This is a genomic window from Micromonospora sp. NPDC049374 (assembly GCF_040677165.1).
GTDB lineage: Bacteria > Actinomycetota > Actinomycetes > Mycobacteriales > Micromonosporaceae > Micromonospora.
This window is the reverse complement of the sequence record NZ_JBFAQH010000018.1, coordinates 20,150-46,518: the sequence shown is the minus strand read 5'-3', so window position 1 is coordinate 46,518 and position 26,369 is coordinate 20,150. Positions and strand designations below refer to the sequence as shown.

Annotated in this window: 24 protein-coding genes and 1 pseudogene; 13 read left to right on the top strand and 12 right to left on the bottom strand. The window is 71.5% G+C overall.

What is annotated here, in order from left to right; all coding sequences use genetic code 11:
* The first annotated feature begins 72 nt into the window (after nt 1-72).
* Nucleotides 73-2,355, top strand: a complete 2,283-nt coding sequence (locus AB0J93_RS25320; RefSeq protein ID WP_363924819.1) for a hypothetical protein — start codon at nt 73-75, stop codon at nt 2,353-2,355.
* 164 nt (nt 2,356-2,519) lie between these two features.
* A complete protein-coding gene (locus tag AB0J93_RS25315; RefSeq protein ID WP_363924818.1) occupies nt 2,520-4,118 on the top strand; it encodes a ricin-type beta-trefoil lectin domain protein in 1,599 nt (532 codons plus the stop codon).
* A gap of 79 nt (nt 4,119-4,197) precedes the next feature.
* Here AB0J93_RS25315 and AB0J93_RS25310 read toward each other — a convergent pair whose 3' ends face one another.
* From AB0J93_RS25310 to AB0J93_RS25290, 5 genes and pseudogenes are all read right to left on the bottom strand, one after another.
* Complete coding sequence (locus tag AB0J93_RS25310; RefSeq protein ID WP_363924896.1) at nt 4,198-4,689, bottom strand: hypothetical protein; 492 nt, start codon at nt 4,687-4,689, stop codon at nt 4,198-4,200.
* A gap of 203 nt (nt 4,690-4,892) precedes the next feature.
* Nucleotides 4,893-6,280: pseudogene (locus AB0J93_RS25305) on the bottom strand (HAMP domain-containing sensor histidine kinase).
* Nucleotides 6,273-6,965: a response regulator transcription factor gene (locus tag AB0J93_RS25300; protein WP_363924817.1), complete on the bottom strand. Its 693-nt coding sequence runs from the start codon at nt 6,963-6,965 to the stop codon at nt 6,273-6,275. The pseudogene AB0J93_RS25305 and the gene AB0J93_RS25300 overlap by 8 nt, the downstream one beginning before the upstream one ends.
* A gap of 70 nt (nt 6,966-7,035) precedes the next feature.
* A complete protein-coding gene (locus tag AB0J93_RS25295; RefSeq protein ID WP_363924816.1) occupies nt 7,036-7,545 on the bottom strand; it encodes a hypothetical protein in 510 nt (169 codons plus the stop codon).
* 168 nt (nt 7,546-7,713) lie between these two features.
* Nucleotides 7,714-8,886 (bottom strand): acetyl-CoA C-acyltransferase, encoded by a 1,173-nt coding sequence (locus AB0J93_RS25290; protein WP_363924815.1) that lies wholly within the window; start codon nt 8,884-8,886, stop codon nt 7,714-7,716.
* Between the two features lie 201 nt (nt 8,887-9,087).
* Between AB0J93_RS25290 and AB0J93_RS25285 the strand changes: the two genes are divergently transcribed.
* Complete coding sequence (locus tag AB0J93_RS25285; RefSeq protein WP_363924895.1) at nt 9,088-9,498, top strand: PH domain-containing protein; 411 nt, start codon at nt 9,088-9,090, stop codon at nt 9,496-9,498.
* Between the two features lie 61 nt (nt 9,499-9,559).
* On the opposite strand, the gene AB0J93_RS25280 is transcribed toward AB0J93_RS25285, so the two are convergent.
* Nucleotides 9,560-10,471, bottom strand: coding sequence for a rhomboid family intramembrane serine protease (locus AB0J93_RS25280; protein ID WP_363924814.1), 912 nt, complete (start codon nt 10,469-10,471; stop codon nt 9,560-9,562).
* A 387-nt stretch (nt 10,472-10,858) separates the two neighbouring features.
* On the bottom strand, nt 10,859-11,386 hold the full coding sequence (locus tag AB0J93_RS25275) for a peptidylprolyl isomerase (RefSeq protein WP_093410764.1): 528 nt from the start codon (nt 11,384-11,386) through the stop codon (nt 10,859-10,861).
* Between the two features lie 59 nt (nt 11,387-11,445).
* Here AB0J93_RS25275 and AB0J93_RS25270 point away from each other — a divergent pair, with 59 nt between their 5' ends.
* Entirely contained in the window at nt 11,446-12,243 is a 798-nt protein-coding gene (locus AB0J93_RS25270) for a hypothetical protein (RefSeq protein WP_363924813.1), read from the top strand.
* A 156-nt stretch (nt 12,244-12,399) separates the two neighbouring features.
* On the opposite strand, the gene corA is transcribed toward AB0J93_RS25270, so the two are convergent.
* The 4 genes from corA to AB0J93_RS25250 all read right to left on the bottom strand — a co-directional run bounded on the left by corA (nt 12,400) and on the right by AB0J93_RS25250 (nt 16,100).
* Nucleotides 12,400-13,458, bottom strand: coding sequence for a magnesium/cobalt transporter CorA (gene corA / locus AB0J93_RS25265; RefSeq protein WP_363924894.1), 1,059 nt, complete (start codon nt 13,456-13,458; stop codon nt 12,400-12,402).
* A 461-nt stretch (nt 13,459-13,919) separates the two neighbouring features.
* Entirely contained in the window at nt 13,920-15,014 is a 1,095-nt protein-coding gene (locus AB0J93_RS25260; protein WP_363924812.1) for a PLP-dependent aminotransferase family protein, read from the bottom strand.
* 128 nt (nt 15,015-15,142) lie between these two features.
* The gene (locus AB0J93_RS25255) at nt 15,143-15,601 is read right to left on the bottom strand and encodes an ester cyclase (RefSeq protein WP_363924811.1); all 459 of its coding nucleotides are present in this window, start codon (nt 15,599-15,601) and stop codon (nt 15,143-15,145) included.
* Between the two features lie 106 nt (nt 15,602-15,707).
* A complete protein-coding gene (locus AB0J93_RS25250; RefSeq protein WP_221086736.1) occupies nt 15,708-16,100 on the bottom strand; it encodes a CBS domain-containing protein in 393 nt (130 codons plus the stop codon).
* A gap of 117 nt (nt 16,101-16,217) precedes the next feature.
* Between AB0J93_RS25250 and AB0J93_RS25245 the strand changes: the two genes are divergently transcribed.
* The 5 genes from AB0J93_RS25245 (at nt 16,218) to AB0J93_RS25225 (ending at nt 19,997) form a co-directional block, all read left to right on the top strand.
* Nucleotides 16,218-16,667: an NUDIX domain-containing protein gene (locus tag AB0J93_RS25245; RefSeq protein ID WP_363924810.1), complete on the top strand. Its 450-nt coding sequence runs from the start codon at nt 16,218-16,220 to the stop codon at nt 16,665-16,667.
* Nucleotides 16,664-17,407 carry a hypothetical protein gene (locus tag AB0J93_RS25240; protein WP_363924809.1) on the top strand — a complete coding sequence of 248 codons (744 nt, stop codon included), beginning with the start codon at nt 16,664-16,666 and terminating at the stop codon, nt 17,405-17,407. Before AB0J93_RS25245 ends, AB0J93_RS25240 begins: the two co-directional genes overlap by 4 nt.
* Nucleotides 17,408-17,510: 103 nt before the next feature.
* The gene (locus AB0J93_RS25235; protein WP_363924808.1) at nt 17,511-18,242 is read left to right on the top strand and encodes a phosphocholine cytidylyltransferase family protein; all 732 of its coding nucleotides are present in this window, start codon (nt 17,511-17,513) and stop codon (nt 18,240-18,242) included.
* Complete coding sequence (locus tag AB0J93_RS25230) at nt 18,230-19,297, top strand: iron-containing alcohol dehydrogenase family protein (protein ID WP_363924807.1); 1,068 nt, start codon at nt 18,230-18,232, stop codon at nt 19,295-19,297. Before AB0J93_RS25235 ends, AB0J93_RS25230 begins: the two co-directional genes overlap by 13 nt.
* Nucleotides 19,281-19,997 carry a CDP-alcohol phosphatidyltransferase family protein gene (locus AB0J93_RS25225; RefSeq protein WP_363924806.1) on the top strand — a complete coding sequence of 239 codons (717 nt, stop codon included), beginning with the start codon at nt 19,281-19,283 and terminating at the stop codon, nt 19,995-19,997. The genes AB0J93_RS25230 and AB0J93_RS25225 overlap by 17 nt, the downstream gene beginning before the upstream one ends.
* A gap of 171 nt (nt 19,998-20,168) precedes the next feature.
* Here AB0J93_RS25225 and AB0J93_RS25220 read toward each other — a convergent pair whose 3' ends face one another.
* Entirely contained in the window at nt 20,169-21,506 is a 1,338-nt protein-coding gene (locus AB0J93_RS25220) for a glycosyltransferase family 4 protein (protein WP_363924805.1), read from the bottom strand.
* 24 nt (nt 21,507-21,530) lie between these two features.
* Between AB0J93_RS25220 and AB0J93_RS25215 the strand changes: the two genes are divergently transcribed.
* The 4 genes from AB0J93_RS25215 (at nt 21,531) to AB0J93_RS25200 (ending at nt 26,282) form a co-directional block, all read left to right on the top strand.
* Nucleotides 21,531-22,391, top strand: coding sequence for a DNA-formamidopyrimidine glycosylase family protein (locus AB0J93_RS25215; RefSeq protein WP_363924804.1), 861 nt, complete (start codon nt 21,531-21,533; stop codon nt 22,389-22,391).
* Between the two features lie 266 nt (nt 22,392-22,657).
* Nucleotides 22,658-24,229, top strand: a complete 1,572-nt coding sequence (locus AB0J93_RS25210) for a sugar transferase (RefSeq protein ID WP_363924893.1) — start codon at nt 22,658-22,660, stop codon at nt 24,227-24,229.
* Nucleotides 24,230-24,279: 50 nt separating this feature from the next.
* Nucleotides 24,280-25,506, top strand: a complete 1,227-nt coding sequence (locus tag AB0J93_RS25205) for a histidine kinase (protein ID WP_363924803.1) — start codon at nt 24,280-24,282, stop codon at nt 25,504-25,506.
* Entirely contained in the window at nt 25,503-26,282 is a 780-nt protein-coding gene (locus AB0J93_RS25200) for a LytTR family DNA-binding domain-containing protein (RefSeq protein ID WP_363924802.1), read from the top strand. Before AB0J93_RS25205 ends, AB0J93_RS25200 begins: the two co-directional genes overlap by 4 nt.
* The last annotated feature ends 87 nt before the right edge of the window (nt 26,283-26,369 follow it).

The window sequence follows — 26,369 nt, the reverse complement described above, 5'->3', positions numbered from 1 at the left end:
CAGTCAGGTGGCGACGACCACCGACGGCGATCCACGGTCGGACACCCAGGATGATGGTGTTTACTTCCGGCCATGTCGGCCGCCGGCTTCCCGTTCGTCCTGGTTCCCGTCGCCGCGCTCGTTCTGCTCAGCGTGGCACTACGGCCACGCAAGGTGGACGTCGTGGCACCACGGCGACTCGCAGTGCTCCGGGCGGTCCTCGTCGTCGGTGCCTTCGCGGTGGCGACCGTCGAGGCGCTGGGCGCGTTGCGGCTGCTCACCGCGCCCGCCTTCGGCCTGGCCTGGCTGCTCTTTCTCGCCGTGGCGGCAGTGGCTGTGGCGTGGCGTCGGCGGGTCGACACCCGGCTCCGCGAGCATGACGCGACCGGGCGCCGGGGCACCGCAGCGGTCGGCGGTCCCACGCCACAGTCGCTGCCCGGCCCCGCCCGCGCCGACGCGCCGGAACCGCCGGCGGAGGTCCTCGGTGAAGCGTCGAGGGGGGCGGCCACCGCGACGGTCGTCGTGGGGCCGGATCGTCCGGCGGTACCTTCCGCTTCGGACACCAGGCCGGGCACCCCCGCGACCGGCGGCTGGCGCAACGCCGCCAGCGGTTTCTGGCGTACGGCGAGCCGAGGCGAACGGCTGCTCGCCGGTACGGTCGCCGGGCTGCTCCTGGTCGAACTGCTTATCGCCCTGCTGGCCGCACCGAACAACTTCGACTCGCAGACCTACCACCTGCCCAAGGTGGAACGCTGGGTGGCCCAGGGCGACCTGACGTTCTGGGCGACCGCGATCCACCGCCAGGTCACCATCCCGCCGGGCGCCGAGTACCTGCTGCTGCACCTGCGACTGCTCACCGGCGGCGACGCGCTGCACCACCTGGTGCAGTGGGCCGCCGGACTGGTCTGCCTGCTCGCGGTCGCCCGGGTGACCGCGCAACTCGGCGGTGGCCGGCGAGCCCAGTTGCTCACCGTGTTCGTGCTGGCCAGCACGCCGATGGTGGCCCTACAGGCGACCAGCACCCAGACCGACCTGGTCTGCGCCGCCTGGGTGCTCTGCGCCGGCACGCTCGCGCTGGACGGGCTGCGCCGACGTGCGCACCTGGGTGACCTGCTCGTGCTCGGGGCGGCCACCGGGCTGACCGCGGTCACCAAGACCAGCGGGCTGCTGGCGGTCGGTCCGCTGCTGGTGCTCTGGGGGCTCGGCCAGCTACGCCTGGCGTACGTCGACCGGCCGGCCACACACCGTCGGGCCCCGGTCGGCGGGATCACCCGCACCGTCGGCGCTTCCGTCCTGATCCTGCTGGTCGCCGCCGCGGTGGTCGGCCCCTTCCTGGGCCGGGTGTACGCCGAGTTCGGCCACCCGCTCGGACCGGAGCGGCTGCGCGAGTCGGTTCCGATGGAACGGCACGACCCGCCGTCGGTGCTGGTGAACGCGCTCCGGATCGGGCACACCGCGCTGGACACTCCGCTGGCACCGCTGCGCGAGGTGTCCGCCGAGGCGATCATCGGGGTGGCCGGACTGATCGGGGTCGACCCGCAGGACCGCGCGATCACGTTCGGCCGGGAGATCTTCCCGGTCGCGTCCTGGTATCCCGACGAGGACCGGGTCGCCTTCCCGCTGGCCGGTGCGCTGGCGCTTGTCGGTGCGGTGGCGGCGCTGCGCCGCCCCGCCCGGGTCAGCCCGGGTGCGGCGGGGGCGCTGCGCGGGTACGCCCTGGTGGTGGTCGTCGCCGTGGTGCTGCACACCGCGACGATCAAGTGGCAGCCGTGGGGGAACCGCCTGATCCTCTACGCCCTGGCGGCCTCGGTGCCACTGGCCGGTCTCTGGCTCGACGCCCTCTTCCGTCGCTCGGGTCAGGTCGCGTCCCGCGTCCGCGAACGACGCGGTGGCCCAACGGGTGGCGGCGGCAGGCGGCCCGTCGCCGCCGGGCTCGCAGTGACGGTGCTGGCCACCTGCGCGCTGGCCGGAGTGTTGTCGCTGTCGTACGGCTTCCCGCGCCGGCTGGTCGGGGCGGGCTCGGTCTTCACCACCTCCGACTGGGAGAGCCGTTTCGTCCGGCGTCCGCAGTGGGCGGCGGAGTACCGGTGGGCGGCCGACGCGGTCCGGACTGCCGACGCGCGCCGAATCGGGCTGTCCCAGCGCAACGACGACTGGGAGTACCCCTGGTGGTTGCTGCTCCGCGACGCGGACGGTAGGCAGCCCGAACTGCTCGCGCTCCAGTCGGTGCTTGACGATCGACCACCGGCCGACCCGGCCTCGGTCGACGCGATCCTCTGTGTCGGCAGCCGGAAACTCTGCGCCGACCTGCTGCCCGCCGGCTGGCGGCTGGAGTTCCGCAGCTACGTCGGCTACGCCCTGCCCGAGCAGCGGTGACCGGTCACCGCTGTGCACCGAGCGGTCCAGGCGGAAAAAGCGCCATTGGCCCGGTTCGGCGCAGCACGTAAGTATCCCGAGACGTATTCACATACCTGCATCGCACGCGTTACCGTCCGGTAACCCGATCGACGTCCCGCGATCGGACCGAAAGGAGTGCGTCGATGTCTGGTACCCACGCCAGGCGTGAACGGACACCTCGACGGCGACTTGCCGAGGTCGCCGTCCTCGCCACCGCTCTCGTCCTGCCGATGCTGGCCACGGCCTCACCCGCCGCCGCGGCCGACCGTCCCGCCGTCCAGCCGCTCCCCGCCCACCTCGAATCCATCCGCGCAGCCGAGGCCACCGCGCTCTACGGCGCCCCCGGCATCCGCCCGCTCGACCAGCGCCGGACCGCGCTGATCACCATGGGCGACAGCCAGATCTCCGGTGAGGGGGTCGGCAACTACGTGCCCGGCACCCACCAGCCGGGCAACTGGTGCGACCGCTCGTACGACCAGGCGGTCTTCCGCACCGGTATCGCCGCCGACGAGCGCTACAACATCGCCTGCTCGGGCGCCACGCCGTGGAATCTGATCGCCGGCGGTCCCACCCAGCACAACGAGCTGAACCAGGGCGACCACCTCGCGATCAAGGCACGCAACACGCACATCAAGCTGATCTGGGTGGTGGCCGGTGCCAACGGCGACGGCACGATCCAGTTCGGCCCGGTCGCCACCGACTGCGCGGTCCGCCGCGTCTTCTTCCAGGGCCCCTGCTGGCCCACCTACACCGACCAGTGGACGGTACGCACCGACGGCAGCCGCCGGGCCGTCGAGGAGGCACTCACCGACATCCGCCGGACCATGACGAACGCCGGCTACCTCAGCTCGGACTACGAGCTGGTGTTCATGTCGTACTCCAGCCCGGCCAGCCCGGACGTGGAGGACAATCCGAACTTCCCCGGCTGGTACTCCGGCGGCTGCCTGCTCTACCTCGCCGACGCTGCGTTCGCCCGGAACAAGGCGGTGCCGCTGTTCGAGTCGGCGCTGCGGGCGGCGGCGGCGAACACCGGCACCCGCTACCTCGACGCCAGCCGCCTCTTCCACGGCCACGAGGTGTGCACCGACAACACCTCGGTACGGGGGCTGTACATCGAGGTGGGGATCTGGGACGAGAACGCGGCCCGACAGTCGTTTCACCCGAACTACCGGGGGCACGGCATGTTCGCCCAGTGCATCACTCAGTTCCACACGTCCGGCCAGCAGCAGGGCACCTGCGTCGACCCGGCCAGCACCGGCAACGGGGTGCTCTACCCGGGGCTGATGGAGTTCAAGCAGCTGCGCAACGCCGCCACCGGCACCTGCGTGGACGGCAAGGGCTACAACTCGCGCAACGGCACCGTCCAGCAGTCGTACCGCTGCCACGGCGGACGCAACCAGGGCTTCTGGTACGACCCGACCCGGCAGTCGCTGCACTCCGAGCTCTCCCACGACCGCTGCCTCGACGTGGCCGGTGGTTCGATGCGGTCGGGCACGGCGGTCAACATCCACGACTGCCACGGCGGCACCAACCAGAAGTTCACCTTCGCCGGCAACCAGCTCCGCGCCGCCGGTGACACCAACCTCTGCCTGGCCTTCGACAACCCGCTGCTCGGTACGCCCCGACTGCGGCTGGCCACCTGTTCCAGCAGTTCCCGACAGCAGTGGTCGTTCGAGTCGCGGTCGTTCGCCCAGCCCGTCGGCTACGGACGGGACGACTTCATCGGCTCCCGGGTCTACTGACACCTGGGGCGGCAGGCCCGCCGGGCCCGGCACCGGGTGATCGAGCTTGATCACCGCACCGGGCGCGGCGGGCCCACGGTCACTTCTGGTTGACCGGAACGACGATCAGACGGGCCTGCGGCTGCTCGCCGTTCATGGTGCCGGCCACGCCCAGCTTGGTGCCGACCTTGATGTCCGTGGACGCGATCGACTTCCGCCGTTCGATCACCCGCAGGTCGTCGGCGAAGGTCCAGGTCCGGGTGAAGCCGTCGGTCGACTTGACCGTGATCTTGTCGTCCGCGAGTTCGGTCACCTCGCCGCGCTGCACGGAGACGGTCTTCGTGCCGCCGTCCTTGGTCTGCACCACGACGTCGCCGTGCAGCGTGTTCTTGCGCAGCAGCACCCGGGCCGCCCGACGCTTGCGCCACTCCTCGACCCGCTCCTTGCGCTTGTTGGCCGCGCTCGGGGTGGGCTCCACCGGCGCGGCCGTGCTCGGGTCGGCGTCCAGTTCCTCGGGGTCGAGGCCGAGCGCGGCAAGTGCCTGACCCTCCGCGCCCATCGCGGCCACCACCTCGACCGCACCCTCCTGCATCGCGTCCCGCTCGGCCCGGCCCACCCCGCAGCCGGCGGCGGCCAACGCGACCGTCACCAGCAGCGCCCCGGTGGCGGTGAAGGATCTCCTGCGTGCCATGCCTCGTCCTCTCGTCGGTGCTGGTCTGCCGGATTCCGTCAGGCCGAGACGAGGCCGGGCGGAGATCCGGGTATCCAGCCTGGACCGACCGGATGAGCCGACCGTCAGGCCGATGTTCGGGTCAGGTAAGGAATCCCGGCAGCCGGATGGTGAACGCGGCCCCGCCCTCGGGAGCGTGCCCGGCGGTTATCCCACCGCCGAGCCGGCGGACCAGGCCGGCGGCGAGCGCGAGTCCGAGCCCGCTGCCGACCTTGCGTAGCCCTCGGTAGCGTTGGTGCAGCGCACCACGCTCGAAGGCCACCGTCAGGTCGTCGTCGGTCAGCCCCGGTCCGCCGTCGCGGACCTCGATCACGCCACCCGCGGCCGGGTCGGCACCGGCCGCCCGGACCGCCAGCACCACCGGTGCACCCGGTGGCACCACCCGCAGCGCGTTCTCCAGGAGGCCGTCGATCACCTGCCGGATCCGCCCCGGGTCGGTGTACGCCGGCACCGGCTGCCCCGGCAGCTCCGTCCGGAACGTCACCCCCACCGAGGAGCATCGGTCTGCCCAGGTCCGGCCGGCGTCAGCGGCCAGGCCGGCCAGATCCACCGGCACCGGTTCGAGGGGGAAGTCGACCGCCTCCAGGCGGGCCAGGGCGAGCAGGTCGGCGACCAACCGGTCCAGGTGCTCCGCCTCGGCGAGCATGGTCCGGCCGGTCTCGGCCGCCGCCGACGGTCCGACCACCCCGTCGGCCAGCGCCTCGGCGTAGCCACGGATCGCGGTCAGCGGGGTGCGCAGTTCATGCGAGACGGAGAGCAGGAACTCCCGCTGTCGTCCCTCACTCGTGGCCAGCGCGGCGGCCAGCCCGTTCAGCGCGTACGCCAGGTCGGCCACCTCGGCCGGCGACTCGACCGGCACCCGGACGGTGCGGTCGCCCGCCCGCAGCCGGGTTGCGACGAGGGCCGCCCGGCGGATCGGCCGGGCCAGCCGCCGGGCGAGCAGCGAGCCCGCGACCGCGCCCGCGGCCAACCCCGCCAGCAGTGGCAGCCAGAGGCCGCGCAGCACCTGACGCCACACTCCGGCCCCGAGCGGGCGGGTCAGCACCACCCCGTCGCCGCCGGGCAGTGCCCGGCCCTCGACGAGTGCCCGTTCCCCGTCGACCAGCCGCCGGCCGGAGAAATTCCGGCCGTTGGACACCCGCTTCACCACCTGGGGAGGCAGGCCGGCACGGTCGACGTCACCGCCCGAGATCAGGTAGATGGTGGTGCCCTGGTTGCCGAGTTGGCGGATCAACCGCTCGCCGGCCAGTTCCCGGACCCGGCCGGGCCGCGCCCGCAGCAGCTCGGCGGCGACCTGCGCCTGCGCGGCGAGCGCCTGCCGGTCCCGCCGCTCGGCGGCGCGGACCGCCACCGGCACCGCCACCACCGCGGTGACCAGCACCGACACCAGTGCCACCGCGCAGGTCACCAGCACCGCGCGGGCGGTCAGCGTGCGGCCGGGACGATCAGCCATCGGCGGCGTACCCGACTCCGCGATGGGTCCGGATCACGCTCGCCGCGCCGAGCTTCGCCCGGACCTGCGCCACGTGCACGTCGACGGTACGGGTGCCGGCGTGCGCCGCGTATCCCCAGACCGCGGCCAGCAGTTCCTCCCGCGAGAAGACCCGACCCGGCCGACTCATCAGGTGAGCCAGCAGGTCGAACTCGGTGGAGGTCAGCTGCACCTGGGCACCGTCGGCAGTGACCGACCTGCGGTCGGGGTCGACGGTGACCCGGCCGAGCACGACGGGTTGCCCGGCACCGCCCGGCGGGCCGGCGGCCCGGCGCAACACCGCCCGCAGCCGGGCGACGAGTTCGCGGGGGCTGAACGGTTTGGTGACGTAGTCGTCGGCCCCCAGTTCCAGGCCGACGACGCGGTCCACCTCGTCGTCGCGAGCGGTGAGGAAGATGACCGGCGTCCAGTCGCCGGCCTCGCGCAACCGACGGCAGATCTCGGTGCCGGCCAGCCCGGGTAATGCGATGTCGAGCACGCAGGCCACCGGACGCAACCGGCGGGCGGCCGCGAGGCCGGCGCTGCCGTCCCGTTCGACGTGTACGCCGAAGCCGTCCCGGCTGAGGTAGAGCCGGACCAGGTCGGCGATGCTCGGTTCGTCCTCCACCACGAGGACCAGCCCGCGTTGCGGGTTCTCGGCGGTCACTGGGCCATGATTGCCGATCGACGGGATCCGGCAGCGTCAAGCTTTGTTCGGATTCGGTAAGAAGACCCGGTCAGTGGGCCACGACGGGCTGGAAGGCGCCAGGTCTGGCGGCGGGCGCCTCGGCGACGGTGGCCACGATCCGCGGCTGTGCGCTGCGTACCCGGGCGCGGAAGGCGTGATTGAGCAGCGCGTCCAGCTGCCACACCTGCTTCGGGTGCTGGGTGCGGATCAGGAAGCGCTCGCGGATGCCGTCGATCGCGGTAGCGGCCAGTTCCACGCAGTGCAGTCGCGGGTCGGGGCTCCAGGTGACGTGGCTCAACTCGCGGAGTTCCGTGTTGAGATGCAGGCGAAGCCGATGCAGCACCCGGGTCTGCCGGGTGACCACCAGCCGCCGGTGGGTGAGCAGCAGCAGATACTCCCCGTTTACCGGCCGGTCGGGCCGGCTGCACCGGGTGACCAGGATGGTGGCGTCGCCGGAACCCACGCAGCGACGAAACACCGGCATGTGCCGGCTGGCGGTCTGCACCGCCAGCCCGGCCTCGGCGGCGGCCGGAAGGAACGTTCGGGAGAAGACGTCCATGACCTGCCCAACGACCCTGCCCCCACGGTGACATGGCCCCTGGACATGCTTTCTGCAATTTCCACCCCGCCCAACCCCACCCCCGAACCCGAAGAGTTGATCAAGAAGTTTTGGTCTCTGACCGGCGCCCAGGAGACCAAAACTTCTTGATCGACTTTCTTCAGGGGGTCAGAGGAGTTCGAGGATGGTGGTGTTGGCCATTCCGCCGCCCTCGCACATGGTTTGCAGGCCGTAGCGGATGTTGTTGTCACGCATGTGGGCGAGCATCGTGGTCATGATCCGGGCACCGGAGCCGCCGAGCGGATGCCCCAGGGCGATCGCACCGCCGCGCGGATTGAGCCGCTCCGGGTCCGCCTCGGTCTCCGCCAACCAGGCCAGCGGTACGGGGGCGAACGCCTCGTTCACCTCGTACACCCCGATCTCCTCGATGCCCAACCCCGCGCGACGCAGCGCCTTCGCGGTGGCCGGAATCGGCGCGGTCAGCATGGCCACCGGGTCGTCGGCCGCGACCACGGCGGTGTGGACCCGGGCCAGCGGACGCAGCCCGTGCCGGCTGGCCCACTCGCTCGTGGTGACCGCGAGTGCGGCGGCACCGTCGGAGATCTGCGAGGCCGAACCGGCGGTGACCACACCGTCGGGCCGGAACGGAGTGGGCAGCTCGCCCAGTTTCTCCAGCGAGGTGTCGCGCCGGATGCCCTCGTCCACCGCGAACTTTCCGCCGTCGGCGAGCGCCACCGGGGCGAGCTCGGCCTCGAACGCGCCCGCGTCCTGCGCGGCGGCGGCCTTCTCGTGGCTGGCCAGCGCGAACTCGTCGAGCTGAGTGCGGGACAGGCGCCACCGCTGGGCGATCAGCTCCGCCCCGACGCCCTGGTTGAAGGGGAGCGGGGAGTCCTCGGCGACTCCCTCGACCCCCCGGTAGCGGGTCAGGATCTGCTCGCTGAACGGCATCCCACCGGCCACGCTGGAGCCCATCGGCACCCGGGTCATCGACTCGACGCCGCCCGCGACGACCAGGTCCGCCTGGCCGGAGAGCACGGTGGCCGCGGCGAAGTGCAGGGCCTGCTGGCTGGAACCGCACTGCCGGTCCAGGGTGGTGCCGGGCACCGACTCGGGCCAGCCGGCGGCCAGTACGGCGTTCCGGGCGACGTTCCACGACTGCTCGCCGACCTGGGAGACGCAACCCCAGACCACGTCGTCCACCTGAGCCGGATCGATTCCGGTGCGTTCGGCGAGGGCGCGCAGTACGTGCGCGGACAGATCCACCGGGTGCACCGTGGCCAGGCTGCCTTTGCGCCGCCCGACCGGGGTGCGCACCGCACCGACGATAACCGCGTCACTCATATCTACTCCCCGGTAACTTGGGCTGCTCCGATCCTACGCCCACCCCGGCCGACCGCCACGCCCCCGCCGCCCACGCCGGCCGACGCTTCGGGGCGAATGCCGGTGACCGGCGACGGCCGACGCTTCGTGGCGGATGCCGGTGACCGGCGGCGCTGGCATGCTGGTGCCGTGGCGTACGACACCATCGCACAGCAGTGGCGGGTGCCCCTGGCCCTACCGGTCCTCAAGCTGGCCGCCGCAGCCAGCTTGCTCGCCCTGGGGATCCTGCTCGCCGAGGGTGACCCGCTCCGACCGGTGCTCGGCGGGTTGGCGGCGGCGGTCCTCACCGGGTGGGGCCTGCGGGATCTGGTCGCGCCGGTGCGGTTGGCGGTGGACGCGACCGGCATCACCGTACCGGCCGGGTTGCTGAGCCGGCGGCACCTGCCCTGGCCGATGGTGGAGACCGTCCAGGTGCACCGTCGGTCCGGGCGCGGACTGGCCGGCCCGACCCTGGAGATCGATGCGGGCGATTCACTGCACCTGTTCAGCCGACTCGATCTCAACGCGGATCCGGCCGAGGTCGCCGACGCGTTGCGTACCGCCCGGGCGGGAAGTCCCGGCGGCACCGGTTGATCCACGCCCTGCGCCGGCGACGTGACCGGGCCTGCGTCGCCGGTGCCGGGCCGGGCAGCGGTCAGCCCAGCAGCGCGGCCGTGCGGACCAGGGCCATCCCGAGCAGCGCCACCACGATGATCGCGCCACCGCCGAACTGCACAAGCGTCCGGCGCGACCGCGGCGCGTAGGCCAGCACCAGAGCCATCAGCGCGCCGAACACCAGACCGCCCAGGTGACCGGCGATCGAGATCTGCGGCACGGTGAAGGTGAAGATCAGATTGATCACCAGGATGGGGAGGATGGCCGAGGTGTCCCGACCCAGTCGCCGCATGATCACGAAGATCGCCGCGAAGAGGCCGAAGATGGCGGTCGACGCTCCCGCCGACATCTGGTTGGGCGCGCTGAACACGTAGACCGCGACGTTGCCGCCGAAGCCGGCGATGAAATACAGGGCGGCGAACCGCAGCGGCCCGAGCACCGCCTCCAGCGAGCGGCCGAGCACCCAGAGCGCCCACATGTTCAGCAGCAGGTGCACCACGCCGTAGTGCAGGAACATCGCGGTGACCAGGCGGTACCACTGGCCCTCGGCGACACCGCCGACGGTGCCGTCGAGGAACATCGCCCGGCCCAACACCGCACCCCACTCGGTCAACGGGGTGCTGCCGCCCATCAGCCCGCCGAAGCCGTTACCGCCGGCCGCCGCGTCCCCGCCCCGGTCGGAGGCGATCGAGACCAGCATCACCAGCAGGTTGAAGGCGATCAGAGTCTTCGTCACGTAACCGTGTCGACCGACCACCCCGCCACCGAAGGCGGTACGCGCCGGCCGCACGCTGCGGCGTCCCTCCGCCACGCACTCCGGGCACTGGAACCCGACCGACGCCTCGTTCATGCAGTCCGGGCAGATCGAACGGTCGCAGCGGGTGCAGCGGACGTACGTTTCCCGGCCGGGGTGGCGGTAGCAGGCCGGCATGGTCGGCGGGGACTCGCTCATCGCTGGCCCCAGACACCCGAGCGCTCAGTCATGCGAGCAAAGGTACCCCGAGCCACCACTCAGGCGGGTCGAGGCGTACCCCGCCAATCCGGCTCACCGCCGTCGACCGCGGCTCACCGCGGTCGACCTCGGCCGGCGGCCCCGGGGACGCGTCGGATCTTCGTCCAGCCGTGGCGGAGTGCTGGCGGCCCGTGGCGGAGTGCTGGCGGCCGGCCGGCAGAGCGAAGACCGGTCCGGATACCGGTGGGGTATCCGGACCGGTCTGCAACGCCGCCGGTCGCCGTCCGGTCCCGTCGGCGTGCCCGAACTGGCCCTCGGCGAGCCGGTCGACCAGACCATGAAACCGCAGGCCGGCGAGGGCCTTCGGCACCGTGCGCGGACGCCCGGTCAGGCCGAGCGCTCGATCTCGACGCGCTCGATGACGACGTCCTGGAGCGGCCGGTCGCTGGGGCCGGTCGGGGTGTTGGCGATCGCCTCGACGATCTTCGCGGACTGCTCGTCGGCGACCTGTCCGAAGATGGTGTGCCGGTTGTTCAGGTGCGGCGTCGGCGAGACGGTGATGAAGAACTGCGAGCCGTTGGTGCCGGGTCCCGCGTTCGCCATCGCCAGCAGGTACGGCCGGTCGAACCGCAGCTCGGGGTGGAACTCGTCGGCGAAGGTGTAGCCCGGCCCGCCCCGGCCGGTTCCCGTCGGGTCACCCATCTGAATCATGAACCCGCTGATCACCCGGTGCGAGATGGTGCCGTCGTAGTACGGACCACTGCCCGGCTGCCCGGTCCGCGGGTCGGTGTACTCGCGGGTGCCCTCGGCCAACTCGACGAAGTTGCGGACGGTCTTCGGGGCGTGGTTGCCGAAGAGCTCCAGCCGGATCGGGCCGGCGTTGGTGTGCAGGGTGGCGTAGACAGCCTCGGCCACGGGTACTCCTTACTCGTTGGTCAGTTCCATGCGGATCCTCCCATGTGCCCGATCTGGACATGCGGAGGCATCCGAAGGTGGAGGATGAGACAGAGCAACTCCCAGGAGGTGGGACCGTGTTTGGAAACTGGCGGCGCAAGACCCAGGCGCAGTTGGCCCGGGCCGAATTGAACCGCAGCATCGGTCACCTGAGGCAGGCCGCCACGCATGCGGCGAGGGGAGCCGGCGACACGGTCGGTCCACGGTTCCAGACCGCCCGCGGTGCGGTGGCACCGACCGCCGTCGTGGTCCGGGACCGGGCATCGAGCGGCCTCGCGTCGACGGCCGCCGCCCTCGCGCCGCTTGCTCTGGCCGTACGTCATGCGCAGTCCGACGCGGCCGATCGGGCCGTCAAGGGGAAGAAGGCCGCAGTTGCCAAGCAGGCCGCGGTCAGCAGGAAGGCGAAGAAGATGAAGGCGAAGAAGAAGTCCCGCCGGAGCGGGACCATGATCGGCCTGCTCGCCGCCGGAACGGTGGCCGGGCTGGCCGGCGCGATGGCCCTGCGGCGGCACCGCGAGCAGCAGGAGTGGGCCGAGTACGACGCGGGTGCCGCGCTCGAGCCGATGCACGAGGAGGTGGAGACCATCGAGGTGCGTACGACCGGCCCGGCCGGTGCCGGCAAGGTCTCGACCGGAGCGGGCAGCTCGGCGGTGGCCGGCGGCGACAGCGCCTCCACCACCCCCACCGCGACCGCGCCGTCCGGGGTATCCGCCACCGGGAAGGTCCCCTCGGTCGCCGAGGGTGCCCGCACCAGCACCGGCCGCCCCGCCGACGACCTGAGCAAGGCCACCAACCACAAATCCAACACCCGCGCCTAACCCCACCCCCACCCCCACCCTCGCCCCCACCCTCACCCTCACCCGAGTTGATCATGAAGTTGTTGCCGCGCACACTGGTGTGTCGTGGCAACAACTTCATGGTCAGCGCAGACCGAGAAGCGGGCGGTGGGTGGGGAGGGGGTGGGTGGGGTGGGGTCAGAGCCAGTCGTTGCGGCGGAACCAGCGGTAGAGGGCCAGCGAGATGCTGAGCATCAGGGCCAGCACCACGGGGTAGCCGTAGGTCACCCTCAGCTCCGGCATGAAGTCGAAGTTCATGCCGTAGATGCCGGCGATCGCGGTCCACACGGCGGCGATGGCCGCCCAAGCCGCGATCTTGCGCATGTCGTTGTTCTGGTCGACCGTCACCTGGGCCAGTCGCGCCTGGAGGATCGAATTGAGCAGGTCGTCGTAGGAGTTGACCAGCTCGACGGTGCGACTGAGGTGATCCTGCACGTCGCGGAAGTAGCGGCGCACCTCCTTGGGCACGTCCCGGTTCATCTGCGTGGTCAGCGACAGCAGTGGACGCTGCAACGGCATCACCGCCCGCTTGAACTCGACCAGTTCCCGCTTCATCTGGTAGATCCGCTGGATCCGGCCGCTGGTCTGGCGGTCGAACACCTCCGTCTCCAGCACGTCCATGTCGTCCTCAAGCTGGTCGGCAACCTCCAGGTAGAGATCGACGACTCGGTCCGTGATCGCGTACGCAACCGCCCAGGGACCGTTGAGCAGCAGTTCCTGGCGAGCCTCCAACTCCTCGCGTACGGGCGCGAGCCGGCAGGCGTCGCCGTGCCGGACACTGATCACGAACTGTGGGCCGATGAAGAGCATCACCTGCCCGGTCTCCACCACCTCGGAGTTCTCCGTCAGCTCGGTGTGCTCGCAGTAGCGGGCGGTGCGCAACACCAGGAAGCTGACCTCGCCGAAACGTTCCAGCTTCGGACGCTGCTGGGCCTTCACCGCGTCCTCCACGGCCAGCTCGTGCAGCCCGTACGTGGTGGCGATCTCGGTCATCTCGGCGAGCTCCGGCTCGTGCAGGCCGAGCCAGACGAAACCTGCTTCGGCGCCGCGAGCCGCGGCCAGCGCGTCGGCGTAGTCCCAGTCTCCGGCCTGCCGCTTACCGTCGAGATAGAGCGCGCAGTCGACCACCGCGTTGCGTCGCTGGGCGGCCGACGTCTGATCGGCCTGCGAACCGTCCGGGCTGAGCCGGCGCGTCACGGCCCGCACGGGTGACCAGTTCCGAGGCCGCAGAGCGCGGCTCCCGTTGGCGCTCGCACTCCGGGTGCCAGCGGCGGCCGGGCCGTCCGAGGAGGTCGTCCCCGCAGGCTGCGTCCGCTCCGTCATCACGCCCTCCCCCCGTCTGCTGCGGTTTGCAGGTTACGCCGCCGCCGCGATCATGGCCGGGCGGCAGGGGTGGCGCCGGACGGACCGGACCGCATCGGGGGGGTGAGGGGCGATCCGGCCCGCCCGGCGCCGTGGGGGCGGGGGGTTGTGCTGTCGCGTCACACCAGCGCGTGGGCGGCCGGGCCGCGCCGGTACCGGAATCGCGACGGGTGCGGTCGCCCCGATCTCCTGGTACGCGTGCTGAGTGACGCTCGCAGCATTGTGGGCCCCGAGTCGCTTCAGCGGGAGACCCGGGCCGGCCGGTATCGCCGTTCTGTCGGAAAGCCGACAGAAATTCAGCCACGCACCGCCTTCATCGCCTCGGCCAGCCGCCGAACTCCCTCGTCGATCCGATCCGCGGTGACCGCGGAATAGGCGAGCCGCAGCGCGTGTCGGCCGCCGTCGACCACGAAGTCGCTGCCCTTGACCACCGCGACGCCACGCTCGGCCGCCGCCGGGGCGAGCCGGTCGACCGCTACGTCCTCCGGCAACTCGACCCAGAGGAAGTAGCCGCCGTCCGGCTCCACGAACCGGGCCTCCGGAATGTGCCGGCGCAGCGACTCGGCGAGCACGGTGGCGCGCTCACCGAGGGCCGCCCGGACCGTCTCGATCGAACGCCCGATGTCCCCCGACACGCAGAACTGGTGCACGATGGCCTGGGACACCATGCCGGGAGAGATGTAGAGGCTGGTCGCCTTCTTCGCGATGTCGCCGATCAGGTCCGCCGGGCCCACCAGGTAGCCCACCCGAACGCCAGGGCAGACGGTCTTGGTGAAGCTGGAGGCGTGCACGACCACGTTGCGGGTGTCCATCGACAGCATCGATGGCAGCGCCTCGCCCCGGAACCGGATGTCCGCGTACGGGTCGTCCTCGAAGATCGTGAAACCGAACTCCGCGGCCAGGTCCAGCAGTTCGCGCCGCTTCTCCAGGGACAACGTCACGCCGGCCGGGTTCTGGTAGTTCGGGATGACGTGGGCCAGCCGGGGGCGTACCCCGGACTCCAGCAGCTTGCGCAGCTCGGCGGTGTCCAGGCCGTCCGGCTGGATGGTGACAGCGTGCAGCTCACTGCCCAGGTTCCGCAGGTTCAGCAGGGTGCGGTCGTAGGTGGGACGCTCCACCACCACCGCGTCGCCGGGACGGACCAGGTGATCGAAGAGAAAGGCGTCGGCCTGCAACGAGCCGTTGGTGACCAGCACCTGCTCCGCCTCGACACCGTGCTTCTCGGCGATCCACTTCCGGAGCGGGACGTAACCGACGGAGGTGCCGTACGCCGTCACCCCGGCGGGGTCGGCGTCGAAGGCGCGGACGGCGGCGGCCTTGAGCCCCTCGACATCGACGATGTCCAGTGAGGGGGCGCCACGGGCAAAGGAGATCAGCTGCTCGGCGGTCATGGCTGTTCAGCGTACGGGCGGAGGTGGGGCGTGCGCGGAAGGCACGGCGATGTCCGCATCCTGAGCCACCGGGTCGGGTGAACGGTCGCGTCCGGTGGCCGACCCGTACCCGCCGACTGTGTGGCAGGTCAGGCCGGAAGGCCGACCGGTTCGTCCTGCGGCCGGCGCGACGTCCCCGCGACCCGCAGGCCCAGCAGCGTCATCAGCTCCCCCCAGTCGAAGTAGGACCGCCAGGCGGCGATCCGGCCCCGACGCACCCGGACCACGTCCACCACTTCCCAGGCGACGTCCCGTCCGGTGGGCGCGACGGTCCCGAAAGGGGTGTGCAGCACGCCGGTGTGGGTGCCGGTCAGCAGGTGCTCGACCGCCGCGCCGCCGGCCGTGCGCACCGCACCGAGCGGATCGACCCGCAGGTCGGGAAAGGCACCCGTCCAGGTACGCAGCAGGGCCGGCAACTCGGTCGGACGCACCGTGACGCCGGGCATGGCGTAACGGGCGTCCGGCGCGTACAGCTCCGGCAGGCGAGCCACGTCGCGCCGCAGCAGCATCTCGTACTGCTGCTGGATCAACCGGTCCGCGCCACGCATCACGCCTCCCCGCGGGGCACGGTCGGCCCGTGCCCGCAGCAGGGGTACTACCCGCCGACCAGCCCGCCCAACCCGGACGGATCGACCGACCGCCGATCGGCGTCGGTCAGCCGGTGCCGACCATCCGGCTGGCCGCCCACACCCGCATGATGTCGCGTACGGAGATGACGCCGGCGACCTCACGACCGTCGAGGACGACGAGGTGCCGGAAGCCACCCCGGGCCATCGCCGCCGCGGCTTCCTCGATCGTCCATTCCGGCCCCGCATAGACGACGTCCCAGGTCAGATGGGCTCCGGTCCGCTCGACGTCGCAGTCAAGACCGGCCCCGATCGCGTTGAGCACGTCGCGCTCGGTCATGATCCCGATGCCCTCGGAATCCGGGTCGATCACCACCGCCGACCCGATGCCGCGCTCCGACATCATCCGCGCCGCCTGCCGCAGCGTGTGCTCCGGACCGACCACGAGGATCTCACTGGACATAGCTTCCCGAACCTGCATGACACATCACCCCTTTGGGACGGCTGCACCCGGTTACCCGCAATGGTGAGCCCCGTAGGTTTCCAGGACAAGACCGGACATCGTCGCGGCGGGACGGTCACGGCTACTGTTCTTGACGTGTCCACCGAGCCGCTGCGCTGCGCGGGAGCGCTGATCGTCGCCCCCGACGGACGCCTGTTCTTCCAACGCCGCTCGCCGCACCGGCGGCTCTTCCCCAACTGCTGGGACATCGTCGGCGGGCACCTCGAACCGGGCGAGTCCGTGCAGGACGCGCTGTACCGGGAGGTCACCGAGGAGACCGGCTGGCGCGTGTCCGAGGTGATCGCCGAAATCGGCGAGTACCGCTACGTCGGGGACGACGGCCTGGCCCGGATCGAGAGCGACTGGCTGGTCCGGGTCGACGGCGAGCTGACCGCACCCGTGCTGGAGACAGGCAAGCACACCGAGTACCGCTGGCTCGGCCCCGACGATCTCGATCTGCTCGACGAGCACCGTGAGGTCAACGACGGGTTGATTCGGCACATCGCCGAACGGGCCTTCGCCGTCCTGCGGTCCATCGGTTCGTGAGCGACACGGTCGGGCTTGCTCCGCACCGGTACGCGGCGTTGGTGGCGCCCGCCGTGGACCGGGTCTTCACCGCGGCCATGCAGGCCGGTGGGCACGGTGGCGCAGCCGAGCTGAGCCAGCGGTACGGCGGACCGCCCGCCACCGGCTTCCTGGTGGAACTGCGCACCCGGCTGGCCGCGCCGGGTGGCACGGTCGACGGCCCGGGGTTCGCCGCGGTGACCCGCTACCGGGACCCGACCGCCTGCCGGCGGAGTCTTGATCGGCACGTCGCGTACGGAATGGTCCACCGCCGGCCGGACGGCGGGCTCACCGCCACCGAGCGGGGTCTGGCCTTCCTCGCCGAGCTGTACCAGGTGCACGCCGAGGTGACCGAGGAGTTGTGGGCCGGCCACCACGACCGGGTGCTGCGACTGGTGCAGGTCGCCGGTCGGCTGCTGGCCGTCGCGGAGGGCGGCGGGGCGTTCCACGCGGTGGCGCCCCCGTACGAGCCGGACGGCATCCCACCCGTTGTGCTGCTGCTCAACCGGCTCGGCGCCCTGCGGTACCACCGCGCCGACGCGCACGCCGACGCGTGGCACGCCGCCGGGCACACCGCGACGAGCATCGTGGCGCTGCCCGACGGACCGCAGCGCCAGGCCATCGAGCTGGAGACCGACCGCCGAGCGGCCGGACCGTACGCCGTGCTGACCGCCGAGGAGCGGCTGACGATGCTCGCTGACCTGGCGGCTCTGCCCGGCTGACCGAGGTGCCCGCCGGCTGCTCACCGCTGACCGGCGGCAGCGCCGCCACGGGCGGCGCTATCCTCCTTCGGTGAACGCCGCGAGAACAGGAAACGATGCTGGCATGGTCGGAATGGTGCTGGCAGCGGGCGCAGGCCGCCGGCTGCGCCCGTACACCGACACGCTGCCCAAGGCGCTGGTGCCGGTGGATGGCGAGATCACCATCCTCGACATCGCGTTGCGTAACCTGGCCGAGGTGGGGCTCACCGAGGTCGTGGTGGTGGTCGGCTACGCCGCCGACGCCGTCCGCGAACGCCAGGCCGAGTTGGAGAGCCGGTACGGCGTCACGATCACCCTGGTCCCCAACGACAAGGCCGAGGAGTGGAACAACGCGTACTCCCTCTGGCTGGCGCGTGACTGGTTCTCCCGGGGCGTCCTGCTGGTCAACGGTGACACCGTGCACCCGGTGAGCATCGAGAAGACCCTGCTGGCCGAGCGGGGGCCCGGCGTGCTGCTGGCGATCGACACTCTCAAGCCGCTGGCCGAGGAGGAGATGAAGACCACCTTCGACGCCGCCGGCCAGCTCACCCGGATCACCAAGCTGATGGACCCGGGCGAGGCGTACGGCGAGTACATCGGGGCCACGCTCATCGAGCCGCAGGTGGCCGAGGCGCTCGCCGACGCCCTGGAGGCGACCTGGCGGCGCGACCCGAACCTGTACTACGAGGACGGGTACCAGGAGTTCGCCGACCGTGGCGGCGAGGTCCGGGCCGCGCCGATCGGCGACGTGGCGTGGGTCGAGGTCGACAACCACGCCGACCTGACCCGGGCGCGGGAGATCGCGTGCCGCTACTAGCCCGTACCGTCGCGACGCCGCTGTCGATCGAGGTCCGCCGGGGTGCCGTGGCCGACCTCGGCTCGCTGCTGGCCGACCGCCGGATCTCCAGCGGCGGCGACGTCGCGGTGGTGGTCGGCCCGGGTCAGGGCGAGAAGATCGTCGAGCTGTGCCGGCCCTCGCTCGGGTCGGCCGACGTGTTCACCGTCGCCGGTGGCAGCGTCGACTCCGCCATCGAGCTCGGCGACCAGCTACGCCGCCGCAGCTACGACGCGGTCGTCGGCATCGGCGGCGGGAAGACCATCGACACGGCCAAGTACGCCGCCACCCGCTACGGCATCCCGATGGTCACCGTGGCGACAAGCCTCGCCAACGACGGGATCGCGTCTCCGGTGGCGTCGCTGACCCACGAGGGCGGCAAGGGCTCGTACGGGGTGCACATCCCGATCGCCGTACTTGTCGATCTCGACTTCGTGGAGAACGGGCCGGACCGGCAGACCCAGGCCGGCATCGGCGACGCGGTGAGCAATCTGAGCGCCTGCGCCGACTGGGAGCTGGCCCACGAGGTGCGCGGCGAGCCGATCGACGGCCTCGCCGTGACGCTGGCCCGCACCGGGGCGGAGGCCCTGGTCAACCATCCCGGCAAGATCACCGACGACGGGTTCCTGACCACGCTGGCCGAGGCGCTGATCCTGGGCGGCATCTCGATGTCGATCTGCGGTTCCAGCCGGCCGGCCAGCGGCGGCGACCACGAGATCTCGCACGCCATCGACCACCTCTTCCCGAGCACCGCCTCGCACGGCGAGCAGGCCGGGCTCGGTGCGCTGTTCTGCACCTTCCTCCGGGGCGACCTGGAACGGTTCGGCCAGCTCGCCCGCTGCCTGCACCGACACGGGCTGTCCACCCGACCCGCCGACCTCGGGCTCACCGACGAGCAGTTCGTCGAGGCGGTGGCCTTCGCCCCGCACACCCGGCCCGACCGTTACACGATCCTCGAACACCTGGCGCTGTCCGCCGACGACCTTCGTACCCGGCTGGGAGACTACGTTGACGCCCTCCGTGAGCACCTTGGCTGAGCCGTCCCACCCCACGGTCGCCGACTTCCACCGGGTGAACCGGGGCGGTGGTCTGTTCAGCGAGTCGGTCAGTCAGTGGATCGGCGCGGTCTTCGCGCTTGTCGCCCAGCGTGTCGGGCTCCGGCCGACCGCGCTGACCATCACCAACCTGCTGCTCGGGCTGGCCACCTCGGTCACCGTGGTCGCCCTCGCCGGCCCGGTCGCCGCCGGGGACGTGCCGGCTCCGGTGGTCGGGCTGGTCGCGCTGTTCGGCTGGCAGATCGCGTACGCCCTGGACTGCGCCGACGGTCAACTGGCCCGGGTGACCGGGCAGGGCAGCGTGGCCGGTGCCCGGGTCGACGTGCTCTGTGACGTGGCCGCCCAGATCGCGCTGGTCGCCGCCCTGTCCGCCACCGCCGTGGCGCAGCAACCGGCAACGCCGACCTGGCTGGTGGCGACGTTCGCCGGCACCTGGATGGTCAACCTGGTCACCTCGGTGATGCAGTCCGGCCCGAACGCGGCAAGCATGGTCACCTCCACCAGCCTGCCGGTACGCCTGATCAAGCTGGTCCGCGACTACGGCGCGGTGATCTTCGTGGCCGCCCTGGTCCTGGCCCTAGCCCCAGCCCTCACCCTCTGGGTCATGATCGCCTTCACCGCAGTCAACGGCGGCTTCCTCCTAACCAGCATCGCCTTCTCCGCCCGCGCCTCCCTCCGCTGACCGCCCCACCCCGCACCCCTGACCCACCTCGTTGATCATGAGGTTGACGGCACTTTGAAGATCGAATACTGCCGTTAACCTCATGATCAACGGGATGGGTCAGGGGTGGGGTCGGGGGTGGGGTCGGGGGTGGGGTCGGGGGTGGGGTCGGGGGTGGGGTCGGGGGTGGGGTCAGGGGTGGGTCAGGGAGGTGTAGACGTCCAGGAGGTGGTTGGTGACCACGTCGGGGTGGAAGGTGCGCTCGTAGCGGGTGCGGGCGGAGGCGGACAGTGCGGCGGCCCCCGCTGCGGCCATCGGCAGGGCGGCCGCCAGGGCTGCCGGGTCCGGAGGCACGACCCAGCCCGCCTCGCCGGTCACCACACCGGCCGGCACCGCCGACGTTCCCCCGGTACCAGTGGCGGCACAGACAGACCCGGCGTCGGCGGAGGAGTTCGGAGCCGAGGAGCCGGGCACGGCACCGGAGACGGCGGGGGCGGACGCCGACGCGGACGCCGCCGGACCGGTGCCGGCGGGCTCCCGAGGGGTGTCCGCGCCGACCAGGTAGGGAATGCCGCCGAGTGCAGTGCCGAGCACCGGCCGGCCGCTGGCCAACGCCTCGATGATCACGGTCGGCAGCACGTCGTGCCAGGTGGACGTCGCCAGCACCACGGCACTGGCGGCCAGCGCCTGCCGGACGCCGGCCCGGTCCAGTGGTCCGAGGTAGCTGACGTCGGAGCGCTCTGCCGCCACCGCTTCGACAAGCGGGCGCAGTTCGCCATCCCCGGCGACGCGAAGCAGGCCCAGCGCGCCGTCCGGATGTCGCCGCCAGGCCTCCACAAGCAGGTCGAGGCCCTTCTCGGGGGAGAGCCGGCCGAGGAAGAGGAAGCCCTGGCCGAGCGGTGCGGGCACGCCGGGGTCGGGGATCCCGTTCGGTTTCACGACGATTCGCGAATCGGGGATGCCGTAGTCACGCAGGTGATCGGCGACCGCGGTGGTCAGGGCGATGAACCTGTCCACCGACTTCCAGGTACCCCGGTGCACGGCCAGGGTGGTGGCCATCAGCGCGCTCTGCGCCCGTGACCCCCGGTAGCAGCGATGCACCACCGCCGGCACACCCAGTGCCCGGCCCCGGCAGTCCTGGCAGATCATGCCGTCCCGGAAGTACAGCCCCGAGGAGCAGACCTGTCGGTAGTTGTGCACCGTCTGGACTACGGGCACCCGGTGCCGGTGCGCGGTCCGCACCACCCAGGGCGACAGCAGTGGGTACGGATTGTGCAGGTGGAGCACGTCCGGGCGATGCTCGGTGAGCAGCCGGGCCAACTCCTGCTGGGCGCGTGGTGCGTAGATCGGGGAGATCGGCAGCAGCGCCTTCGCCGTCTTCGGCATCGTCGGGATCTCGTCGGAGCTGCGCAGGAACGGCAGCACCTCCACCCCGGCGGCGGTGAGCTGGGCGATCTCGGCGTCGACGATGGTGTTCTCACCGGAGGGCTGAGCTTCCCGGTACCGGTTGTGCGCCACCACGATTCTCACGGGAAAGAAGGCTACCGTTGGACGATGCCCGAACTACCGGAGGTGGAGGCGCTCGCCGGTTACCTGCGACAGCGCGCGGTGGGCCGGCGGGTCGACCGCCTGGAGGTCGCCGCGATCAGCGCCCTGAAGACGTACGACCCGGCACCGACCGCCGTCGCGGGCCGGGCGGTGACCGACGCCCGGCGGTACGGCAAGTTCCTCGACGTGGTCTTCGACGGCGGCCTGCACCTGGTGGTCCACCTGGCGCGCGCCGGCTGGCTGCACTACCGGGAGGCATTCGCCTCGACCGTTCCGTTGCGGCCCGGCAAGGGACCGATCGCGATCCGGGTACGCCTCGACGACGGCTCCGGCTTCGACCTGACCGAGGCCGGTACGCAGAAGAAACTCGCCGCCTACCTGGTGACTGATCCGCAGGCGGTGCCCGGGGTGGCCAAGCTCGGGCCGGACGCGCTCTCGGCCGACCTCGCCACCTTCGCCGGCGCCCTGCGTGGCCGCCGGGGCCAGGTCAAGGGGGTGCTCACCGACCAGGCGGTGCTCGGCGGGGTCGGCAACGCGTACTCGGACGAGATCCTGCACGCCGCGAAGCTGTCACCGTTCGCGTTGACCGACCGGCTGACCGACGACCAGATGGCGACCCTGCACGCGGCGGCCCGTCGGGTGCTCGGCGACGCGGTGACCCGGTCGCTCGGGCAGCGGGCCGCGGAGTTGAAGGGCGAGAAACGCTCGGGGCTCAAGGTGCACGCGCGGACCGGGCTGCCCTGTCCGGTCTGCGGGGACACCGTTCGGGAGGTCTCGTTCGCCGACTCCAGCCTCCAGTACTGCCCGACCTGCCAGACCGGCGGAAAGCCCCTTGCTGACCGACGGTTGTCCCGGCTTGTACGGTGAGTAACGCCACTCGCTGATTACGGAGCGGAATCGGACGCGCGGTGCGCAACCGCCGGTCCGGCGCTCTACCCGGGCCGTCATCCATCGGTATAGTGGCCCGGTCCCCGGCCTCCGAATGGCACGGGGCCGGCCAGATCCCAGGCGGTAGGTGGCCGCCGCGCAATGTCCCTCGGGTCGGCGACGGAACGGAACTCGCGTGGGAAACTGGAACGGTGGGCGACCCGGGCGGTCACGGCGAGTGAACGCGACGGGTCATGCGGGAGGACATGGGTGAGGTGACGGCTAGCCTCCAGCGCCCGGTGACCAACGAAGGCCGGAGCAGACTCGTGCGGCACGTCGACAGCTTCGAGATCCAGCCGCCGAACCCGTCGTCGCCGAACGGCGTACCCCGATCGGCGTGGGCCCGGGCCCGACGACGCGTGTCGCGCTGGCACCGGCCCTACACGGCGATCCTGCTGCTGCTCGACTTCGCCGCCGCGGCCTTCGCCAGCTACACCGCGATCCGCACCTTCGACCAGGCCACCGCGGGTTTCCACCAGGCCCAGAACGATCCGACCTGGTTCTACACGGTCGCGTTCCTGCTGCTGCCGCTCAGCTGGCTGGTCATCCTCTGGTTCAACGGCGCCTACGACCGACGCTGCCTCGGGCTCGGGCCGGACGAGTTCAAGCGGGTGATCCGGGCGGGGGTGACCGTCTGCGCGGCGTTGTCGTTCCTCGCCTTCGCCACCAAGACCGACCTGTCCCGGTTCACCGTCGGCACTGCGTTGCTGCTGGCGCTGCTGCTGATCCTGCTGGGCCGGATCCTGGCCCGTTTCGTGCTGCACACCGTCCGGCGCAACATCCAGCAGGCGGCGCACCGGATGGTGCTGGTCGGCACCCTGCCGGAGTGCCTTGAGGTGTACACGGCGGTCACCCGTACCCCGTCCGCCGGGCTCGTCCCGGTAGCCATCCACATCACCGACGGTTACGCGGCGGCCAAGGGCGTGCAGACCCCGGTTCCGGTGTACGCGGGCCGCGACGTGCTGGCCCTGGTACGCGAGGTGGGCGCGGACACCATCGCGGTCTGTGGCTCGGCCAGCGCTGAGCCCGGTGAACTGCGCCGCCTGGCCTGGCAGTTGGAGGGCTCCGGGGTAGACCTGGTGGTCGCTCCGCAACTGACCGACATCGCCGGGCCCCGGGTGCACATCCGCCCGATCGAGGGCCTGCCGCTGCTGCACGTCGAGGAACCCACCCTGTCCGGGCCGGCACTGCTGGCCAAGAACATGATGGACCGCGTCGCCGCGGGGCTCGGGCTGCTCGCGCTGGTCCCGGTCTTCATCGCGATCGCCATCGCCATCCGGATCTCCGATCCGGGTCCGGTCTTCTTCCGTCAGCCCCGGGTGGGGCACGAGGGGCGCACGTTCCGGGTGTGGAAGTTCCGGACCATGTACGTCGACGCGGAGGACCGGCTGGCCAGCCTGGTCGACCAGAACGAGACCGACGGCATGCTGTTCAAGATGAAGCAGGATCCCCGGGTCTTCCCGGTGGGCCGCTTCCTGCGCGCCTCGTCGCTTGACGAGCTGCCGCAGCTGATCAACGTGCTCAAGGGTGAGATGTCGCTGGTCGGGCCGCGCCCGCTGCCCGCCGACGACGGCGACTTCCTGGGTGATGTCCGACGCCGACTGCTGGTCCGTCCGGGTATGACCGGGTTGTGGCAGGTGTCCGGCCGCTCCGATCTCTCCTGGGACGAGGCCGTCCGGTTGGACCTGTACTACGTCGACAACTGGTCGCTGGCGTACGACCTGAGCATCCTGTGGCGCACGGTCGGCGTGGTCGTGGCGCGCAAGGGCGCGTACTGACCGGTGCCCACCCCTTTCCCACAGCGTCCGCAACCAGCAGGATCGTCGACGTGGGTGGCAACCTCTCCGCCGTGATCGGCGTCTTCTCACTGGTCAGTGTGCTGGCCGGGGCGCTGTTCGCGGTCGGCCGGCTGCGGGGGCGGCGCGGCATCGCTACTCCCGGCCAACGGGCCACCTACGAGGTGCTGCACACCGCCGGGCTGGCCGCCGAACCGCTGCGGGCCGGGCTGAACCCGGCCGGCGCGGCGAAGGCCGCCCGCCACCTGCGCACCCTGGTCGGCGCGGAAGGGCTGGCGTTGACCGACACCGACGACCTGCTCGCGCTCGACGGACGCGGCGCGCACCACCGGGAGCAGCTGCGGACCGCCGCCCGGCGGGTGATCACATCCGAACGTTCCACCGTGCTGGGCGAGGCGGAGCTGACCTGCGACCGGATCGACTGCCCGGTCCGGGGCGCGGTGGTGGCCCCGCTCGGTGGGGCGTCCGGCCGGATCACCGGCGCGCTTGTCGCCGTCACCGACGGCGCACCGGCACCCGGTCTGGTCCAGGCCACCCTGGAGACCGCCCACTGGGCCGGCAGCCAACTGGCTCTGGCGGAGCTGGACTCGTCCCGGGAGCGGTTGGCCCGGGCCGAGGTACGCGCTCTGCGCGCCCAGATCAGTCCGCACTTCATCTACAACGCGTTGACCGCGATCGGTTCCTTCGTCCGCACCGACCCGGAGCGGGCCCGAGAGCTGATCCTGGAATTCGCCGAGTTCACCCGGTACTCGTTCCGGGCGCACGGCGAGTTCACCACGCTGGCCGAGGAGCTGCGCTCGATCGACCGCTACCTGACCATCGAGCGGGCCCGGTTCGGCGACCGGCTTCAGGTGCGGCTCCAGATCGCCCCCGAGGTGCTGCCGGTGACCCTGCCGTTCCTGTGCCTGCAACCACTTGTCGAGAACGCGGTACGCCACGGGTTGTCGCGTAAGCCAGGCACGGGCATGGTGAGCATCGAGGCCCGGGATGCCGGCGCCGAATGCCACATAACGGTGGAGGACGACGGAGTGGGGATGGATCCGGCCACGCTGACCGCGGGGATCGCCGAGCTGGCCGGGTCGACCGGCGACCCGGGGGACGACCCGGGCCAGCACGTCGGGTTGTCGAACGTCGACGAGCGGCTGCGCTCGGTCTTCGGTGACGGCTTCGGGCTGGTCGTCGAGACCGGTGTCGGCTCGGGTACGAGGGTGAGCATGCGGGTGCCGAAGTTCCACCCCGGCGTACGGGCGGGTTCGTGACCGGCTCCGGCCCGGCCGCCGCCAGCGGCTTCCTGCGGGTGCTCGCGGTCGACGACGAGCCACCGGCGCTTGACGAGTTGGCGTACCACCTGCGGGCCGACCCCCGGGTGGCCCGGCTGCACACGGCCGGCGACGCCACCGAGGCGCTGCGGGTCCTCCGCGACGACGACGTGGACGTGGTCTTCCTGGACATCCGGATGCCCGGCCTGGACGGCATGGAGCTGGCCCGGGTGCTGCGCCGCTTCGCCCGACCTCCGGCGATCGTCTTCGTGACCGCGTACGACGACGGTGCTGCGGACGCTTTCGACGTGGGCGCCACCGACTACGTGCGCAAGCCGGTACGCGCGGAGCGGCTGGCCGAGGCGCTGCGCCGGGTGGTCGGCTCGCGGGTGGTACCCACCCATCCCGCCGCGTTGGCCCGGGCCGAGGAGGATCCCACGATCCCGGTCGAGCTGGCCGGTACCACCCGGATGCTGCCCCGGTCCGCCGTGCGGTGGGTCGAGGCACAGGGCGACTACGCCCGACTGCACACGGCGGACGGGTCGCACCTGGTGCGGGTGTCGCTGGCCACGCTCGCCGAACGGTGGGCCGACGCCGGGTTCGTCCGGATCCACCGGTCGTACCTGGTGCAGCTACGGCTGATCGCCGAACTCCGCCTGGTCAACTCCGGCTACGTGGTGGTCATCGACGGTACCGAGCTGCCGGTGAGCCGCCGGCACACCCGGGAGTTGAAGGACAAGTTGGTCCGGGCCGCCAAGCAGGAGTGGAGCCGCTGATCGGCGACGTTGTCCACCGGGTTGTCCACAGGCCGGACCCGTTGTCCACATCGTTGTCCACAGGCCGCTTGACATTCCCGTCGGGCG